This window comes from Streptomyces sp. AP-93 (assembly GCF_022808175.1).
Taxonomy (GTDB): domain Bacteria; phylum Actinomycetota; class Actinomycetes; order Streptomycetales; family Streptomycetaceae; genus Streptomyces.
The window spans coordinates 238,777-255,165 of the sequence record NZ_JALGBX010000002.1 but is presented as its reverse complement, the minus strand read 5'-3'; the positions used below and the strand labels follow the sequence as shown (position 1 = coordinate 255,165).

The window sequence follows — 16,389 nt, the reverse complement described above, 5'->3', positions numbered from 1 at the left end:
CACATCATCCCAAAGTGCACCCCACCGGGTCTGGTGTTGAGATGAGGCGATGCCCGGCGTCGACCCCCGCAGAACGGAGCGAGAGATGGCCAACCTCCCCTTTGAGAGCCTCCCATTTGAGGACGTGACCGACTTCGAGAACGCCGACCGCGGATTCATCGGCGCACTCGTGCCCGCCGTGGTCAAGGGCGCCGAGGGCCGCACCGTCTGGGACAACGACGCCTACGGCTTCCTGAAGGCCGACTGCCCCGACACCGCGAACCCCAGCCTGTGGCGGCAGGCGCAGCTCAGCTCCAGACAGGGCCTGTACGAGGTCGCCGACGGCATCTACCAGGTGCGGGGCCTCGACCTCTCGAACATGACCCTCGTCGAGGGAGAGCGCGGGGTCATCGTCATCGACCCGCTCATATCCGCCGAGACCGCCGCCGCCGCGCTCGCGCTGTACCGCGAACACCGGGGGGAGCGCCCGGTCACCGGCATGATCTACACGCACTCGCACGGCGACCACTTCGGCGGCGCCCGCGGCGTGCTCCCGCGCGGCGCGGAGGAGGGCGTGCCGATCCTCGCCCCCCAGGGCTTCCTGGAGCACGCGGTCAGCGAGAACGTGTACGCCGGGAACGCCATGACCCGCCGCGCCGTCTTCATGTACGGGGACCGGCTGCCCAAGGCCCCCGACGGCCAGATCGGCGCCGGCCTGGGCATGACCACCTCCACCGGCACCATCACCCTCATCCCGCCCACCGTGGACATCACCTCCACGGGGCAGGAGGAGACGGTCGACGGCGTGCGGATCGTCTTCCAGCTCACCCCCGGCACCGAGGCGCCGGCCGAGATGAACTTCCTCTTCCCGGACAGGCGGGCGCTGTGCCTGGCGGAGAACGCCACGCACAACATGCACAACATCCTGACCCTGCGCGGCGCCGTGGTCCGCGACTCCCGGATCTGGTCGCGCTACCTCGACGAGGCGATCGACTACTTCGGCGACGGCTACGACGTGGCCTTCGCCTCCCACCACTGGCCCACCTGGGGCCGGGAGAACGTCGTCGCGTTCCTCTCCGCCCAGCGCGACCTGTACGCGTACATGCACGACCAGACCCTGCGCCTGCTCAACGACGGCCTCACGGGACCCGAGATAGCCGAGGAACTGCAACTGCCGCCCGCCCTGGAGAACTCCTGGCACGCGCGCGGCTATTACGGCTCCCTCTCCCACAACGTCAAGGCGATCTACCAGCGCTACCTCGGCTGGTTCAACGGCAACGTCGCGACCCTCTGGGAGCACCCGCCCGTCGAACTCGCCGAGCGCTACGTCGAGTCGATGGGCGGCCGCGAGGAGACCTTGACGAAGGCCCGCGCCTACGCCGACTCCGGCGACCTCCGCTTCGCGGCCACCCTCCTCAACCACCTGGTCTTCGCCGCGCCGGGCCGTACGGACGCCAAGGAGACCCTCGCGGCCGTGTACGAGAAGCTCGGCTACGGCGCGGAGAACGGCCCCTGGCGCAACTTCTACCTGACCTCCGCCATGGAACTGCGTCAGGGCGAGAACGCGGCCCTGCTCGACACGGCCAACCCCGAGATGGCGATGGCCCTGACCACCGAGATGCTCATCGACTCGATCGCCGTCCGGATCGACGGTCCCCGGGCCTGGGACGAGGACCTCACCATCGACCTCGTCCTCACCGACGAGGGCCGCCGCCACCGTCTCACCCTCCACAACGGCGCCCTCACCCACCGCACCGTCACCGAACCCCGCACCGAGGCGGGCCTGACCCTCACGCTCACCAAACCCCAGCTGCTGGCCGTCCTGGCGGGCCGGGCCCCGGACACGATCTCCACCACCGGATCCCCGGCCCTCCTCAGCCGCCTGTTCTCCTACGTGACGAAGCCCGATCCCGCCTTCCCGATCGTCACGCCCTGATGTCCTGAGGCCCTTCGGCCCTGAGGCCCCGGCGGTACGGGATCAGGCCGCGCGGCAGAGGTCCGTGGGGCCGGCCGGGGCCGAGGCGCGGGCCACGGTCGCGGGAACGGGGGCGGGGACGGCGGTACGGGCGGCGGCCGCCGTCTGCGAGCGGTGCTGCGCGAAGACGACGAGGCGCAGCACCGCGAACCGCGCGGCACCGGCGAGCGCGGAGGCGGACAGGTAGACGACCTGTTCGCGCAGGGCACTGGGCGACGTGTCGAGCTGCCGCAGCACGAGCATCGCCGCGCAGGTCACCGCGTACGCGGCGGCCGCGGATCCGGCCGACTGCGCATGCTGGCGCCGGGTCGCCCGCCCGCCGGCGCCGAAGGTGAAGCGGGCGTGCAGTTCGGTGGCGAGGAGCGTGGAGACCACGGTGATCAGGGCGTTGGCCAGGATCCAGGGAATCCAGGAGGCGAGGGCCGCGACGGCGAAGCTGGAGGCCGTCCCCACCCCTCCGCCGAGGAGCACGAAGCGGGAGAAGGCGGTGAAGGCGCCGGACGCCCCCTGCTTCCGGCTCTGCACTGTCTCCATGATCCAACCCCTCCGACGGCGACTTCGTGAACGTGCGTGCGGACTGTGGGCCGCGGGCCACGTGGCGCGCCGCCGTGGTGCCATGATGGCACATCAATGGCACCACGGCGAGGCTTTTATGGCGCTACCCGCGCGGCCGGTGGCGCCATGAGGGTGTCGGCGTCTGGGAAGGTCGCCCGTACGGCCCAGCGAAGGAGGGTGGCGGCGACCCCGCCGCTGTGTGGCCCACGTCACAGGATGTTCCTGTCAGGAATCGGTTCGCTGTCCCGCTCAAGTCACCGAGAGCCCAGCGAACCGACAGGAGCAACACATGAAGCACCGCATCCTCGTCCTCGGTGCCGGCTACGCCGGGGCCCACGTGGCCGGGAACCTGGCCCGTCGGCTGTCGCCGGAGGACACCGAGATCACCGTGGTCAACGCCGTGCCGTACTTCGTCGAGCGGCTCCGGCTGCACCAGGTCGCGGCCGGCCAGGACATCGAGACCCGGAAGCTCGCCGACGTCTTCGCGGGCACGGCGATCCGGCTGCGCCTGGCCCGGGTCACCTCCATCGACCCCGGCCGCCAGGTCGTCGCCGTGGCCGACGCGGACGGCGATGGGGAACTCGGCTACGACACCCTCCTCTACGCGCTCGGCAGCCACGGAGACGACCGCGGTGTCCCCGGCGCCGCCGAGCACGCCTTCGACGTGTCCGCCCGGCCCTCGGCGCTGCGCCTGCGCGAGCGCCTGGCCGGACTCGGGGAAGGCGGGAACGTGCTGGTCGTCGGCGACGGGCTGACCGGCATCGAGGCCGCCACCGAGATCGCCGAATCCCGGCCCGGACTGTCGGTGACGCTGGTCGCCCGCGGAGAGCTGGGAGCCCAGCTCTCCGCCGGAGCCCGCACCCACCTGCGCCAGGCCTGCGACCGGCTGGGCATCACCGTCCTGGAGCACACCGGCGTCGACGCCGTCGAAGCGACGCGGGTGCTGTGCGCCGACGGCACCGCCCTGACGTCCGAGGCCACCGTGTGGACGGCCGGGTTCGCGGTCGACCCCATCGCCGCCGCGGCCGGGCTGGAGGTCACCGAGAACGGCCGGATCCTCGTCGACCGCACCATGCGCTCGCTCTCGCACCCGAACGTCTACGCAGCCGGCGACAGCGTCTTCACGATCGGCGAGAACGGCCGGCCGCTGCCGATGTCCTGCGCCTCGGCCGGTTACACCGGCATGCAGGCCGTGAAGGCCATCGTGGGACGTCTGACGGGCAGCAAGGTCGGACACGTCAAGCTCGACTACCTCGGCAACCACATCAGCCTCGGGCGGCGGGACGGAATCATGCAGCTGGTCGACCACGAAGCGCGGGTGAAGCCGAAGTTCATGGGCGGCCGGGGGGCCGCGCGGATCAAGGAGGGCATCCTCAAGGTCTCGCTGTGGGCCAACTCCCACCCGACGTTCTGCATCCCCAAGCGCCGGCGCCGCCTGACCGCCGCACCGGCCGGGCCCACGGAGAACCACGCCCCGTACGAGCCGAAAGCCCCCGCGCACAAGGCGGTTGCGTAGCCGCCTAGGGTGACTCGCATGGACAGTACGGGCGTTGACCGCTTCGACACCAGCCGGTTCGAGGCCAGCCGGAACCGGCTGGCCTCGCTGGCCTACCGTCTGCTGGGCTCCGCCGCCGATGCCCAGGACGCCGTGCAGGACGCGTTCTTGCACTGGCAGGCCGCCGACCGGCAGCGGATCAAGGTGCCGGAAGCCTGGCTGACCAAGGTCGTGACGAACCTGTGCCTCGACCGGCTCCGCTCGGCACAGGCCCGCCGCGAACGCACCGTCGGCGCCTGGTTCCCCGAACTGCTCCTCGAGGGCGACCCGATGCTCGGCCCGGCCGACACCTTCGAGCAGCGCGAATCGGTCTCCCTGGCCGTGCTGACCGTCATGGAGCGCCTGTCACCCGTCGAGCGGGCCGTCTACATCCTGCGCGAGGCGTTCTCGTACGGCCACGCGGAGATCGCCGAGATCCTCGACATCACCGAGTCCGCGAGCCAGCAGCACCTGCACCGTGCCCGGACCCGCGTCACCGCCACGCGCCGCCGCGGCGCCGGCGACGTCGACCCGGCGTCCGCCCGCAGGATCGTCGAGGAGTTCCTCGCCGCTGCCACCTCGGGCCGCACCGAACGGCTGGTGTCACTGCTCACCGACGACGTGATCGCACTCTCCGACGGCGCCGGCCTGGCCGAGAAGCTGCTGCGGTACGACACTCCGCAGCGCGTGGCCGCCGTCATGCGGGGCGGCTTCAAGTCCACCCCCGCGAAGCAGCGGCTCGCCGGCGGCGCGACGGCCCTCCACTACGCGGTCGTCAACGACGCCCCCGCCGTCCTCTTCGTCCTCGGCGACCAGGTCCTGGGCGCCGTGACCTTCGAGGTCACCGACGACAAGATCGCAGCGGTGCGCGGCATCGCCGCCCCCGCCCGCCTCGTCCGCCTCGCCGAAGCCTGGCGGCGGCACGCGCCGGGGACGCCGCTGATCGCCGAGTGGTGACATCGGGCGGGCCTGGTCAGCGGGGCCGGCGGGAGTGGATCAGTGCCCGCCCGCCCAATGCCGTGCCGGCCAGCCCGAGCAGCAGGGCCACGTAGGCGCCACCCAGCCCGTTGCCGGTGCCGAGTCCACCGTCGGCGGTGGCCGCGACCAGCCCGCCGAGGACGGTGGCGACCAGCCCCGCGACGACGGCCGCCGCGGCTCCGAGTGAGCCGTTGGCGGTGCCGGGACGACCGGCGGGCCGGGTCACCGCCAGCACGGCGACGATCACGGCGGCCAGACCCAACAGCCCGCCGGTGGTGGCTCCGAGCCTCCCCAGGCCGAACTCGGTGACACCGGCGGCGAACAGGCGGTGAGCGGACATCAGGATGCTCCTTCTCTTCCCACGAATGGATGTGGTGGGAGCATGTCGGCCCGGGCCCCGGGACGTCGTCCGGCAGCCGCAGACACTTCGCGCTACCGCGCCCGCGGCAGGTGCCGCGGAGCTACTGCGTGCGTGGTAGCCGTCCGCTCGTCCGGGAGCGGGATCCGCCCGCGGAGGCCACGGGCTACGGTGCGCGCATGAGCAAAGGACGGTTCCGCGTACGGGCCGGTGTCAGGGACTGGCTGATCGCCCTGGGCGTGGCGGCGGCGCTGCTGGTCACCGGTCTGTCGGGGCAGCACTCCGCCACGGGCCTCGGCCTGCTCGGCTACGCGCTGTTGGCGGTCGGCGGCCTGGCGCTGGCCGCGGGCCGCCGGGCGCCGGTCGCCGTCCTCGCCGTCACCGGGCTCTGCGCGGTGGGCTACCAGGCGGCGGGCTTCGACGTGGCCGCCGTCGCGTTCCTCTTCGCGGTGTACGCGGCCATGCGGGCGGGACACCGCATCGTCACGGTGGCGGTGAGCGTGGCCGTGCTCGCCGCCCTCCCCCTCGCGGCCCTCGTCTCGGGCCCGCACGACACGGGCGAGGCGTTCGCGCAGGCCCGGGGCGCCCTCCAGATCGCCTGGCTCATCGCGGCCGCAGCCGCCGGTGAAGCCCTCCGGCAGGCCGAGCAGCGGGCCGACGAAGCCGAGCGCACCCGCGAGGAGGCCGCGCGGCGTCGCGCCGACGAGGAGCGGCTGCACATCGCGCGGGAGCTGCACGATTCGCTCACCCATCAGATCTCGGTCATCAAGGTGCAGTCCGAAGCCGCCGTCCACGTGGCCCGCAAGCGCGGCGAAGAGGTCCCGGAGGCCCTCCTCGCCATCCGGGAGGCCGGCCGGGAGGCGTCCCGGGAGCTCCGGGCCACCCTGGAGGCCCTGCGCGACGACGACACCACCCCACCGCACGGCCTCGATCACATCCCCGAACTGGTGGAACGGGCCGGCAGGACCGCCGGTGTCCGCGCGACCCTGACGATCCGGGGCCGGCAGCACGACGTACCCGCCGCGGTGGGCCGTACGGTCTACCGGATCGTCCAGGAGTCCCTCACCAACATCGCCCGTCACGCGGACGCCACCACGGCATCGATCCACATCGACTACCGTCCGGACGCCGTCGCCCTCCGGGTCGACGACAACGGCAAGGCCACGCCGGACTCCGTCCCGGTGCCCGGCATCGGACTGCTCGGGATGCGCGAACGCGTCACCGCCCTCGGTGGTCGCCTCCGGGCCGCACCGCGTGAGGCGGGCGGTTTCACCGTCCGGGCCGAACTCCCCGTGGAGCGCGCCTCGTGATCCGTGTCCTGCTGGTCGACGACCAGGCGCTCATCCGCAGCGGATTCCGCGCGTTCCTCGACCTCGAGGACGACATCGAGGTCGTGGCCGAAGCCGCCAACGGCCGGGAAGGCCTGGCGCTCGCCAGGGAACTCCTGCCCGACGTCGCCCTCATCGACATCCAGATGCCGGTCCTCGACGGCATCGAGACGACCCGGCGCATCGCGGCCGACCCGGCACTGACCGGCGTCCGCGTCGTCATCCTCACCAACTACGGCCTGGACGAGTACGTCTTCGACGCCCTGTCCGCAGGCGCCGCCGGATTCCTCGTCAAGGACATCCTTCCGGAGGACTTCCTGCACGCCGTCCGCGTGGCCGCGCGCGGTGACGCCCTCCTCGCACCCTCCATCACCCGCAAACTGATCAACCGATACGTCACCCAGCCGCTCCCCACCGACAACGGCACGGCCTTGGAGGACCTGACGGTCCGCGAACGCGAAGCGGTCGTCCTGGTCGCGCACGGCCTGTCCAACGACGAGATCGCGGCCCACATGGTGATCAGCCCACTGACCGCGAAGACCCACGTCAACCGGGCGATGACCAAACTCCACGCCCGCGACCGCGCCCAGCTCGTGATCCTCGCCTACGAATCCGGCCTGGTGGTTCCGAGCAGCCGGCCGCCCCACATCGGGTAGGCGGTCCTGGACCGTCAGCCCCCGCCGGGGGTGCCGTGCGGGGAACGGCATCGGGGCGCACAGTGGGAGAGGGCTCTTTCACCGGGAGGTTCCGTGCACCGGGTGCGGACGCGCTGGAAGCCCGGGCAGGTCACGGGACGCCTGGGTCGTCACTCCCTGAACACGGGCCCCGGCCCGAATGCGCGTCCCCACCCCGGGTAGGTGCATGGCATGTCCGGTCACCACGTCGACGGCACCCTGTCCCTGCTGCTCCACGGCTACGCGTGGGCCCCGGATCTGCGCCGGGCCCATGACGGCGCGCCGCTGGTCCACACCCGTCTGACGGGGCGGCCCGCGGTACTGCTGCACGGTCCGGAGGCCGTCGCCCTCTTCTACGACGAGTCCCGCGTCGAGCGGCACGGCGCGCTGCCGTCGCCGGTGCTCGACACCCTGTTCGGCAGGGGAGCGGTGCACACCCTGGACGGGCCGGACCACCGGGAGCGCAAAGAGCTGCTGACGTCGCTGCTGATGTCACCCGTGGCGATCGGCGGCCTGACCGCGCGGGTGGAAAGCGGCTGGCGCGAGGCCGTGTCCCGCTGGGACGGCCGTGAGGTGGTGCTGTTCGACGAGGTGGCGGCTCTGCTCGCGGGGGCGGTCTGCGACTGGGCCGGTCTGCCGGTCACACCGGACGCGGCCCGCGAGATCGCCGAGGACTGCGTGGCCATGGTGGACGGGTTCGCGACCGCCGGGCCGCGCCACGTACGCGGCCGCCGCGCCCGGCGCCGGCAGGAGCAGGCCCTCATGGCCGCCGTGAACCGCGTCCGCGCGGACGACCCGCGCTTGGTCGCCGGGACGGTGCTGGAGACGGTCGCCCTGCACCGTGGGCCGGACGGCACCCTGCTCGATCCGCACACGGCGGCCGTCGAGCTCCTCAACATCATCCGTCCGACCGTCGCCGTCACCTGGTACGTCACCTTCGCCGCACACGCCCTCCACCGCAATCCCGGCCTGCGGGACCAGCTGCGCACCGACGGTCCCGCCCGCGCCCGCGCGTTCGCCCACGAAGTCCGCCGCTTCTACCCCTTCGTGCCCTTCATCGCAGGCCTGGCCGCCCGCGACCTCACCTTCGCCGGCGACCAGGTCCCGGCCGGAACGCTGCTCCTCCTCGACGTGTACGGGCACCATCACGACCCCGCGCTGTGGGAGCAGCCCTACCACTTCGTCCCCGAGCGCTTCCTCCACCGCGAACCGGGCCCCGGCGAACTGATCCCCCAGGGCGGCGGCGACGCCCGCACCGGCCATCGGTGCCCGGGTGAGGACATCACCCTCGCCCTGCTCGCGGCTCTTTCCTCCGCCCTCGCCCACACGGACCCCGCCGTACCGCAACAGGACCTGTCCATCCCCCTGAGCCGGATCCCCACCCGGCCCCGCAGCGGCTTCGTCATCGAGGCCGCGCCCCAGGTGAGCAGTCGGCACGCCTCACGCTCGTGATGTCCGCGGACCGGGAGCCGCGCCAGACCCCCGGTCCCCGGCGTGGCCTGAGCCATGGGGGAGCCGCCGCTGACCTGCGTAAGGCCGGCTGAGGCGGCGGACCGATTGCCGTCAGTCGTTCTCGCGGCGCGCCGCGGCCGCGGTTGCCGTGCGGCACCACCGGATCGCGAGCAGCAGCAGGCAGACCACGGTGAGGACCCACACCGCCGCGAAGGCCCAGATCAGGGCCGGGGCCGAGGTGGCCACGGCCCGTACGAAGAGCGCCGCGCAGGCGACGCCGAGGAGCGCGGTGTACAGGCCCAGCCCTCGGGGGCGGTGCCAGTCCCGCGGGACCGCCCAGGGGCGGATGCCGCGGCGCAGGGTGCGCAGCCGACGGTCCAGGAGCTGGTCGGCGCGCAGGTCCTGTTCGATGTCGCCCAGGATCTTCAGTTCCTGCTGCGAGAGTTCAGGGCCGTCCATCGCGGGGCCCCCTCTCCTGATGGGGTGCTGCCTTCGCCTTCTGCCGTGCGCTTACCCGTGCCGTGCCCGCGCACGCCCCGCGCCCGCAGGTCAGGAGCGGCGGGGCCGGCAGGGCCAGGGGGCCAGTGGGGCCGACGGGGCCGGTCAGGCCGCGGAACCCGCGGGGCCGGCGATGCTGAACACCGCGCCGTCGGGGTCCCGCAGGGTGACCTCGTGGGGGAAGGGACCGGAGTCCGGCCCGAACACGGTACTGGCACCCCTTGCGAGGGCCGCCTTCACCGCGGCTCCGAGGTCGGGCACCCGGAAGTGGACCTGCCAGCGCGGCCGCAGATGCGGGTCCGGAGCCTGCGCGAGCGTCCCGCCGTGCAGGCGCGCCACCGTCCGGCCCGCGTGGCGCAGCAGGATGCGCTCGCTCTCCTCCGCGTACGCGACCTCGCAGCAGCCGGCGTGCTCACAGGCCCACTCCAGGACCTCGCCGTAGAAGATGGCGGCGTCGAAGGCGTTCCTGGTGCGCAGTTCGAGCCAGGCCGGAGCGGCGTCCCCGCCCATACCCCAGTCGGGGATGGCGTCGCCCTGCCAGATCCCGAAGACGGCCCCGTCGCGGTCCGAGGCGAGCGCCGCCCGCCCGGTGCCGAAGGCCAAGGGGCCCACGGCGACGGTTCCGCTGCGTTCGAGGACGCGTGCCGCCGTGACGTCGGCATCGTCCACGGCGAAGTACGGAGTCCAGACCACGGGGGTCGAGAGCTCCGGGGGCAGGGAGCCGAGGCCGGCCACCGGAATCCCGTCGGCGAAGCCGACGGAGAACGCCTCTCCGAGCCGGACGGGTCCGAATTCCCAGCCGAGAACCGCCCCGTAGAACTGCTGCGCGGCGGCGAGATCGCGGGACAGCAGGCTGACCCAGCAGGGTGCGCCGAACGTTTCGTGACTCGATGTCGACACGACGTCTACCCCATCCGCTGGTGCGCCCCGGAAGCCCTTCCCACGGTACTCGGGGGCGCTCCCCGGACGGTAGGCAGGCGCGCGGGGCGTGGCCCGTCCGTGAAGCCGTGTCCCCGGCGTGAGGGAGGGAAGACTGAGGTGGAGGGGGGAATCGAACGAGGAGGGGTGGGCCATGGACACCAGTGGTCGGATTCCCCGCGTGGTGGTGGGCGTCGACGGATCCCCGGCGTCGTACGAGGCGCTCCGGTGGGCGGTGCGGTACGCACGCCTGATCGCGGCGACCGTGGACGCCGTGGCGGCCTACGAGCTGCCCGGCGCGATCGGCTGGTCGGCTCCGGCGGTGGACGCCGAGTTCGACGAAGCGCAGAGCAGGCTGGCCATGACCCGCGAGATCGAGAAGGTGCTCCTCCAGGTCGGCGAGGTGCCGATGGAACAGCACCTGGTGCGCGGCGGCGCCGCGAGCGCGCTGATCGCGGCATCGGCCGGCGCCAAGCTGCTGGTCGTGGGCAGCAGGGGCCTGGGAGGGTTCGCGAGCCTGCTGCTCGGTTCCGTCAGCCAGCAGTGCGCTGCGCACGCGTCCTGCCCGGTCGTCATCGTGCGCCCGGACGCGACGCGTGACGACGAGTCCACCGACCGTGCCTGACCGGCCTGCCACCGGTCCCGGCCCCGCTCCCTCATGAACAACCGGAAGCACCATGACGAATCAGAACCCGAACCCGAACCCGAACCCGAACCCGAACCCGAACCCGAACCCGAACCCGACTCCGAATCTGAAGACCGGTCCGCCCACCCACCCGTTCCCCAGGGATCCCGCGGATCCGCATCCAGCGCCTCCGACGCACCCGTGGCCCGGCGATCCCGAGGCACCCCGGCCGGCACCCTCGCCCGTTCCGGGCCCGGAGCCGGAGCCGGAGCCCGACAGGCCGGCGTCCCCGCCCCTCCAGGGACTTCGGAGGTGACCATGCCCGCCAGGAAGGGGCTCGCGGAGTACCGGCGGCGGCGTGACTTCTCGAAGACCAAGGAGCCCAAGGGGGCAGCGGCACCGCCCGTGAGCCTGACGCGCCGGACGCGCGGGACGAGCGCCCCTCGTTCGTCGTGCAGATCCACGACGCGACCGCCCTGCACTTCGACTTCCGGCTGGAGGTGGACGGCGTACTGAAATCCTGGGCGGTGCCCAAGGGCCCGTCCAGCGACCCGCACGACAAGCGGCTGGCCATGCCCACCGAGGACCATCCGCTCGAGTACCGGGAGTTCGAGGGCGTCATCGCCGAGGGCGAGTACGGCGCGGGCAGCGTGATCATCTGGGACGAGGGCACCTACCGCAACCTCTCGGCCGGCCGGGACGGCACCCGGATCCCGTTCGAAGAGGCGCTGGCAGCCGGCCACGCGAGCTTCTGGCTGGACGGCCGCAAGCTGCACGGTGGCTACGCCCTCACCCGCTTCCGCAACGCCGACGGCGAACGCGAAGCGTGGCTGCTGGTCAAGCACGCCGACGAACGCGCCTCCGCGAAGGGCACGCCGGACCCCTGGCGAGCCCGGTCGACGCGCTCCCGGCGCACCCTGAGGCAGATGGCCGAGGCAGCCGGCGGGCAGCCGTGAACAGCCTCCTGGACCGGCCGCCCGACCGCCCGGCCGCCCGAGCCGCAGCAGGACCTGCTCCGCCGAACGCCGAACGCCCCGCCGGGAGGAAACGATGCCCACGACGAACAGCATCCGGGCGGGCAGCCGCACCATCAAGGTCAGCCGCCCGGAGAAGGTCCTGTTCCCGGGGGACGGCATCACCAAGGCCGACCTCGTCGCCTACTACCGCACGGTGGCCCGCCGGATGGTGCCCCACCTGCGGGCGCGCCCGCTGATGCTGGAGCGCCATCCGGACGGCGTCGACGGCCAGGGCTTCCTCCAGAAGGAGATCCCGGGCCATTTCCCCCCGTACGGGAAGCAGCCCGGTGGCTGCACGAGCTGCTGGACGAGCTGCGACTGCCCTCGCTGCCGATGACCACGGGCTCGCGCGGCGTCCACGTCATCGTGGCGCTGGACCGGGGCGCGTCCTTCGACGACGTACGCGCCTTCGCACACGACCTCGCCGACCTGCTCGTCACCCGGCATCCCGACCGGCTCACCACCGCGCCACGCAAACAGGCCCGCGGGGACCGGCTCTACCTGGACGTCCAGCGCAACGCGTACGCGCAGACCGCCGTCGCGCCCTACGCCGTCCGGGCCCGGCCCGGAGCCCCGTCGCAGCGCCACTGAGCTGGGACGACCTCGACGACCCGGACCTGCACGCGCGCCGCTGGACCATCGCCGACGCGGAGGGCCTCCTGAAGGCAGACCCGTGGGCCGGCGCCCCGCGCGGCCGTTCCCTGACCGCAGCCGTCCACCGGCTCGCCGAACTGTGACGCGGGTTTGGCGACGGGCCGGGCGGAAAGAAGCCGGGCACGGAAGGTGGAGGGCCCGGATGGGGTGCTGCACCCGCCTCCCGGCCACCTTCACGGCATCGGGAGGAGTCGCGAGGACGGGAGACGGCGATGGGCGATCTGGTGTGGGTGCCGCAGTCCTGCACGCTGCCGACCGAGGAGAGGCCGCTGCGGGTCGCGGAGTGGGACACGCTGCTGGCCGAGCGGATGACCTCGCTGTCCCGCCCGGCGCTGCGCCTGAGCCTTTCCCTGGCCGCGGGCCCCGACGTCGAGGAGGCCGTACGTGACCTGCTGGAGCGGGAGAGCGGCTGCTGCTCCTTCTTCGCCTTCACGGTCAGCCCCGGCGAGGACGTGATCGGGCTGGACATCGAGGTCGGGCCCGAGCACGAGTCGGTCCTGGACGCCCTGGTGGCCCGGGCAGCGCTGCCGTAGCTGCTCCTGCGCGGCCGAGGGCTCGGGGGAGGGCCCGGGGGAGGGCGACGCATACGGCTGCCGGGCAGCCGGCGGACCGTAGAAGGCCCGGCGCGGGCCGCCGCTAGGGTCCCGGTATGACCGTCGCTCGTTCCCTCGCCCTGTTCGCCGTCGCCGCCCTCTTCGAGATCGGCGGGGCCTGGCTCGTCTGGCAGGGCATCCGCGAGCACAAGGGCTGGATCTGGATCGGCGCCGGCGTCATCGCGCTCGGCCTGTACGGGGTCGTGGCCACCTTCCAGTCCGACGACGACTTCGGCCGCGTCCTCGCCGCCTACGGCGGGATCTTCGTCGCCGGATCCATCGCCTGGGGCATGGTCGCCGACGGCTACCGCCCCGACCGCTACGACGTCATCGGCGCCCTGGTCTGCCTCGCCGGCATGGCCGTGATCATGTACGCGCCCCGCAGCCACTGACGACGCGATCACTCACCACGGGTTTCCCGGCGGAGGCTGCGGTCACCGCGCGGTGAGGAACCGCGTCACGATGCCGGAGGTCTCCTCCGGATGGGTCAGCAGCCCGCCGTGAGCGGCCCCGGCCACCTCCGCGAACCGCCCGTCCGGCAGGGCGCCGGCCGCCGTGCGGCCCGTGTGCGGCGGGAAGTACAGGTCGTGCTCGAACGCCACCACCAGCGCCGGCACCCGGATCCCGGCGAGCGCCGCCATCCGGTCCGGGTCGCGCAGCCACCCCCACGACGCGGCGGCCTGGCCCGCCTCCCCGTCGTGGGAGGTCCACACCGACTCCTGACCGCCCAGCAGCTCCCGCCAGACGGCCACCTGCTCGGCGTCGTCGCGCAGCACCAGTGGCGGCAGCGTGCTCAGCAGCGTCTGCAGCGCCGCGTACGCGGGCGGCAGGTGCCCCAGCAACCCGACCAGCTCCGCCTCCGCCTCCACCACCGCGTCGAGCAGCCCCCGCAGCGGCCCGGCCCCGCCCATGAGCACCAGCGAGCCGACCAGGTCCGGCCGCGTGCGGGCGAGGAGTTCCGCGGTGAAACTGCCCAGCGAGTACCCGACCACCGCCGCGCCGGCGATGCCCAGGTGGTCCATCAGCCCCGCGAGGTCACCGGCCAGATCGGCCATCGCGTACGGCGCCGGCGGCGCGTCCGACGGCGCCACGCCCCGCGCCGCGTAGGTCACCACCTCGAACCCCGCCGCGACCAACTCGTCGCGCAGTCCGCACAACTCCCACGTCACCGGCGGCATCCCCGTCCCGCCCGACAGGACGACGGGCCGGCCCCGCCCCCTCCGCTCGTACGCGATCCGCACCCCGCCCACGACCACCGACTCCACGTACGTCGCCCCCTGATCCGCCGCCCGGTTACCCGGGCAGGATGCCCGCCGGCGGCAGAGGAGTCCATAGTTTCGTGAATTCAGCATTCGCTGTACTGTCGAAGCGTGCTCACCGTCGCCCCTGACATCGAGGTGCTGGCCCGCTTCGGCCGCGCGCTCGCCGACCCGATCCGCTGCCGCATCCTCCTCGCGCTGCGCGAGGCGCCGGCCTACCCCTCCGACCTCGCCGACGCGATCGGCGTCTCCCGGACCCGTCTGTCCAACCACCTGGCCTGCCTGCGTGACTGCGGCCTGGTCGTCGCCGTCCCGGACGGGCGCCGCACGCGCTACGAGCTTGCCGACGCACGCCTCGGCCACGCCCTCGACGACCTGCGCTCCGCCGTCGTGGCCGTCGAGAACGACAAGACCTGCCCGGACGCGGAGACGAAGGACTGCTGCTGATGGCCTCCATATCCATCGGGCCCTCGCCGGCCCGCCGCGACGCGCTCGCGAAGCGAATACGTCTCCTCGTCGCCGCGACGATCACCTACAACGTCATCGAGGCGGCCGTCGCGCTCACCGCCGGGACGCTCGCCTCCTCCACCGCCCTGATCGGCTTCGGCCTCGACTCCGTCATCGAAGTGTCCTCCGCCACCGCCGTCGCCTGGCAGTTCTCCGCCCGCGACCACGCGGTACGGGACGCCCGCGAGAAGCGGACCCTGCGGATCATCGCGGTCTCGTTCTTCGCCCTCGCCGCCTACGTCACCTTCGACGCCGTCCGCGCACTCACCGGAACCGGCGAAGCGCAGGCCTCGGTCCCCGGCATCGTCATCGCCGCGCTCTCCCTCGCGGTGATGCCGTTCCTGTCCGCGGCCCAGCGCAAGGCCGGCCGCGAGCTCGGCTCCGCCAGCGCGGTCGCCGACTCCAAGTAAACCTTGCTCTGCACGTACCTGTCCGCCGTCCTCCTCGTGGGCCTGGTCCTCAACGCCACCCTCGGCTGGACGTGGGCCGACCCGCTCGCCGCCCTCGTCATCGCCGCCATCGCTCTCAAGGAAGGCCGCGACGCCTGGCAGGGCAAGGGCTGCTGCGCCACACCCGCGGCAACGGCCGCACCATCCGTCACTGCCACCACGGACCCCTGCGGCTGCCGCCCCGGCTGCGCCTGCTGCGACGACTGAACCGACCGCCACACCAGTCGGCGCTCCGACGGGGCGGCGCCGTGGTTCAGGTCAGGACTGCGGCGGCTTGCCCTGGTCGGGATCCGAGCCCAGTTGCTGCTTGAGCTTCTCCTGGGCGGTGTCCACCTGGGAGCTGTACTTTCCCTGGGTCTTCTCGTCGACGAAGTCGCCGGCTTTGTCGATGCCCTGGCCGGCCTGGGCCTCGTGGCCCTTCAGCATCTGCTTGAGCTTGTCCATCATGGACATGGGGCGTCCTTCCCTCGGGCGGGGTCTCTCGCACTGCCAGGATCAACCACAGCCCCCGAAGCCGCATCCGGGACCTCGACCGTTGAACAGCGCCGCTGCGATCTCGCCGGCGCCTCCGGTGTCGTGGACGACCCGTACCCCTGGCACGCACGCACGCTCGACCGGGTCCCGCCCGACAGCAGCATCGCGGTCACCGGGAGCGGCCCGACGGCGGTCGACATCGTCGTGTCGCTCGCCGCACGCGGGCACACCGGCCCGATCACGCTGCTGCCCCGCAGCGGTGTGCCGCCCCACGTCTGGCAGCGCCCGGTCGCCCACCGGCCGTGACACGTGACCGCCGAGCGGGTGGCGGCGCTGCACCAAGAACACGGTGCCGTCACCTTCGAGAACCTCATCGGGCTGCCACGCACCGAACTGGCCGACGGGGTAGAGGACTTCGAACCCTCCGCGGCCGAACTGCTGGGGGCCGAGACCGAGGATCCGGTCCGGCGCCTGCGGCCGCAACCGGCCGCCGTCGACGCCCCCCGGGCATCCGCAAGATCGAGGCGGCGGACGGGGAGTTCCGGGTACAAGACGACGACGCC

The 16,389-nt window shown here is 72.9% G+C and carries 18 protein-coding genes and 2 pseudogenes; 14 read left to right on the top strand and 6 right to left on the bottom strand.

Annotated features, from left to right (window positions below; all coding sequences use genetic code 11):
* The first annotated feature begins 85 nt into the window (after positions 1 to 85).
* On the top strand, positions 86 to 1,915 hold the full coding sequence (locus tag MTF69_RS04360) for an alkyl/aryl-sulfatase (protein WP_243330849.1): 1,830 nt from the start codon (positions 86 to 88) through the stop codon (positions 1,913 to 1,915).
* 42 nt (positions 1,916 to 1,957) lie between these two features.
* Here MTF69_RS04360 and MTF69_RS04355 read toward each other — a convergent pair whose 3' ends face one another.
* The gene (locus MTF69_RS04355) at positions 1,958 to 2,488 is read right to left on the bottom strand and encodes a hypothetical protein (RefSeq protein WP_243330846.1); all 531 of its coding nucleotides are present in this window, start codon (positions 2,486 to 2,488) and stop codon (positions 1,958 to 1,960) included.
* Between the two features lie 310 nt (positions 2,489 to 2,798).
* Here MTF69_RS04355 and MTF69_RS04350 point away from each other — a divergent pair, with 310 nt between their 5' ends.
* The gene (locus tag MTF69_RS04350) at positions 2,799 to 4,025 is read left to right on the top strand and encodes an NAD(P)/FAD-dependent oxidoreductase (RefSeq protein ID WP_243330843.1); all 1,227 of its coding nucleotides are present in this window, start codon (positions 2,799 to 2,801) and stop codon (positions 4,023 to 4,025) included.
* An 18-nt stretch (positions 4,026 to 4,043) separates the two neighbouring features.
* Positions 4,044 to 5,000, top strand: a complete 957-nt coding sequence (locus MTF69_RS04345) for a sigma-70 family RNA polymerase sigma factor (protein WP_243330842.1) — start codon at positions 4,044 to 4,046, stop codon at positions 4,998 to 5,000.
* Between the two features lie 16 nt (positions 5,001 to 5,016).
* On the opposite strand, the gene MTF69_RS04340 is transcribed toward MTF69_RS04345, so the two are convergent.
* The gene (locus MTF69_RS04340; protein WP_243330840.1) at positions 5,017 to 5,361 is read right to left on the bottom strand and encodes a DUF6223 family protein; all 345 of its coding nucleotides are present in this window, start codon (positions 5,359 to 5,361) and stop codon (positions 5,017 to 5,019) included.
* Positions 5,362 to 5,558: 197 nt separating this feature from the next.
* Here MTF69_RS04340 and MTF69_RS04335 point away from each other — a divergent pair, with 197 nt between their 5' ends.
* From MTF69_RS04335 to MTF69_RS04325, 3 genes are all read left to right on the top strand, one after another.
* Positions 5,559 to 6,689: a sensor histidine kinase gene (locus tag MTF69_RS04335; RefSeq protein ID WP_243330839.1), complete on the top strand. Its 1,131-nt coding sequence runs from the start codon at positions 5,559 to 5,561 to the stop codon at positions 6,687 to 6,689.
* Entirely contained in the window at positions 6,686 to 7,363 is a 678-nt protein-coding gene (locus MTF69_RS04330; RefSeq protein WP_243330837.1) for a response regulator transcription factor, read from the top strand. Before MTF69_RS04335 ends, MTF69_RS04330 begins: the two co-directional genes overlap by 4 nt.
* A 210-nt stretch (positions 7,364 to 7,573) precedes the next feature.
* The gene (locus MTF69_RS04325; protein ID WP_243330835.1) at positions 7,574 to 8,833 is read left to right on the top strand and encodes a cytochrome P450; all 1,260 of its coding nucleotides are present in this window, start codon (positions 7,574 to 7,576) and stop codon (positions 8,831 to 8,833) included.
* Between the two features lie 111 nt (positions 8,834 to 8,944).
* Here MTF69_RS04325 and MTF69_RS04320 read toward each other — a convergent pair whose 3' ends face one another.
* Positions 8,945 to 9,292 carry a hypothetical protein gene (locus tag MTF69_RS04320; protein WP_243330833.1) on the bottom strand — a complete coding sequence of 116 codons (348 nt, stop codon included), beginning with the start codon at positions 9,290 to 9,292 and terminating at the stop codon, positions 8,945 to 8,947.
* Positions 9,293 to 9,436: 144 nt separating this feature from the next.
* Positions 9,437 to 10,231, bottom strand: coding sequence for a VOC family protein (locus tag MTF69_RS04315; RefSeq protein ID WP_243330830.1), 795 nt, complete (start codon positions 10,229 to 10,231; stop codon positions 9,437 to 9,439).
* Positions 10,232 to 10,403: 172 nt separating this feature from the next.
* Between MTF69_RS04315 and MTF69_RS04310 the strand changes: the two genes are divergently transcribed.
* The 5 genes and pseudogenes from MTF69_RS04310 to MTF69_RS04290 all read left to right on the top strand — a co-directional run bounded on the left by MTF69_RS04310 (position 10,404) and on the right by MTF69_RS04290 (position 13,529).
* Positions 10,404 to 10,874, top strand: coding sequence for a universal stress protein (locus MTF69_RS04310; RefSeq protein ID WP_243330827.1), 471 nt, complete (start codon positions 10,404 to 10,406; stop codon positions 10,872 to 10,874).
* Positions 10,875 to 11,326: 452 nt separating this feature from the next.
* A complete protein-coding gene (locus MTF69_RS04305) occupies positions 11,327 to 11,830 on the top strand; it encodes a DNA polymerase ligase N-terminal domain-containing protein (RefSeq protein ID WP_308401363.1) in 504 nt (167 codons plus the stop codon).
* Positions 11,831 to 11,924: 94 nt separating this feature from the next.
* A pseudogene (locus MTF69_RS04300) lies at positions 11,925 to 12,627 on the top strand (DNA polymerase domain-containing protein).
* Between the two features lie 129 nt (positions 12,628 to 12,756).
* Positions 12,757 to 13,077, top strand: coding sequence for a hypothetical protein (locus MTF69_RS04295; RefSeq protein ID WP_243330826.1), 321 nt, complete (start codon positions 12,757 to 12,759; stop codon positions 13,075 to 13,077).
* 116 nt (positions 13,078 to 13,193) lie between these two features.
* A complete protein-coding gene (locus MTF69_RS04290; RefSeq protein ID WP_243330823.1) occupies positions 13,194 to 13,529 on the top strand; it encodes a YnfA family protein in 336 nt (111 codons plus the stop codon).
* Between the two features lie 42 nt (positions 13,530 to 13,571).
* On the opposite strand, the gene MTF69_RS04285 is transcribed toward MTF69_RS04290, so the two are convergent.
* Positions 13,572 to 14,402, bottom strand: a complete 831-nt coding sequence (locus tag MTF69_RS04285) for an alpha/beta fold hydrolase (RefSeq protein ID WP_243330821.1) — start codon at positions 14,400 to 14,402, stop codon at positions 13,572 to 13,574.
* Positions 14,403 to 14,507: 105 nt separating this feature from the next.
* Here MTF69_RS04285 and MTF69_RS04280 point away from each other — a divergent pair, with 105 nt between their 5' ends.
* Complete coding sequence (locus MTF69_RS04280; protein WP_243330819.1) at positions 14,508 to 14,843, top strand: helix-turn-helix transcriptional regulator; 336 nt, start codon at positions 14,508 to 14,510, stop codon at positions 14,841 to 14,843.
* A pseudogene (locus MTF69_RS04275) lies at positions 14,843 to 15,559 on the top strand (cation transporter). Before MTF69_RS04280 ends, MTF69_RS04275 begins: the two are co-directional and overlap by 1 nt.
* Before the next feature lie 51 nt (positions 15,560 to 15,610).
* On the opposite strand, the gene MTF69_RS04270 reads toward MTF69_RS04275, so the two are convergent.
* Complete coding sequence (locus tag MTF69_RS04270; protein WP_243330817.1) at positions 15,611 to 15,805, bottom strand: antitoxin; 195 nt, start codon at positions 15,803 to 15,805, stop codon at positions 15,611 to 15,613.
* A 123-nt stretch (positions 15,806 to 15,928) separates the two neighbouring features.
* Here MTF69_RS04270 and MTF69_RS04265 point away from each other — a divergent pair, with 123 nt between their 5' ends.
* Positions 15,929 to 16,132, top strand: coding sequence for a hypothetical protein (locus MTF69_RS04265; RefSeq protein ID WP_243330815.1), 204 nt, complete (start codon positions 15,929 to 15,931; stop codon positions 16,130 to 16,132).
* Positions 16,133 to 16,389: the final 257 nt, after the last annotated feature.

Coding starts and splice junctions, on each gene's coding strand:
- MTF69_RS04360 (WP_243330849.1), top strand. CDS start 86: ATGGCCAACCTCCCCTTTGAGAGCCTCCCATTTGAGGACGTGACCGAC.
- MTF69_RS04355 (WP_243330846.1), bottom strand. CDS start 2,488: ATGGAGACAGTGCAGAGCCGGAAGCAGGGGGCGTCCGGCGCCTTCACC.
- MTF69_RS04350 (WP_243330843.1), top strand. CDS start 2,799: ATGAAGCACCGCATCCTCGTCCTCGGTGCCGGCTACGCCGGGGCCCAC.
- MTF69_RS04345 (WP_243330842.1), top strand. CDS start 4,044: ATGGACAGTACGGGCGTTGACCGCTTCGACACCAGCCGGTTCGAGGCC.
- MTF69_RS04340 (WP_243330840.1), bottom strand. CDS start 5,361: ATGTCCGCTCACCGCCTGTTCGCCGCCGGTGTCACCGAGTTCGGCCTG.
- MTF69_RS04335 (WP_243330839.1), top strand. CDS start 5,559: ATGAGCAAAGGACGGTTCCGCGTACGGGCCGGTGTCAGGGACTGGCTG.
- MTF69_RS04325 (WP_243330835.1), top strand. CDS start 7,574: ATGTCCGGTCACCACGTCGACGGCACCCTGTCCCTGCTGCTCCACGGC.
- MTF69_RS04320 (WP_243330833.1), bottom strand. CDS start 9,292: ATGGACGGCCCTGAACTCTCGCAGCAGGAACTGAAGATCCTGGGCGAC.
- MTF69_RS04310 (WP_243330827.1), top strand. CDS start 10,404: ATGGACACCAGTGGTCGGATTCCCCGCGTGGTGGTGGGCGTCGACGGA.
- MTF69_RS04295 (WP_243330826.1), top strand. CDS start 12,757: ATGGGCGATCTGGTGTGGGTGCCGCAGTCCTGCACGCTGCCGACCGAG.
- MTF69_RS04290 (WP_243330823.1), top strand. CDS start 13,194: ATGACCGTCGCTCGTTCCCTCGCCCTGTTCGCCGTCGCCGCCCTCTTC.
- MTF69_RS04270 (WP_243330817.1), bottom strand. CDS start 15,805: ATGTCCATGATGGACAAGCTCAAGCAGATGCTGAAGGGCCACGAGGCC.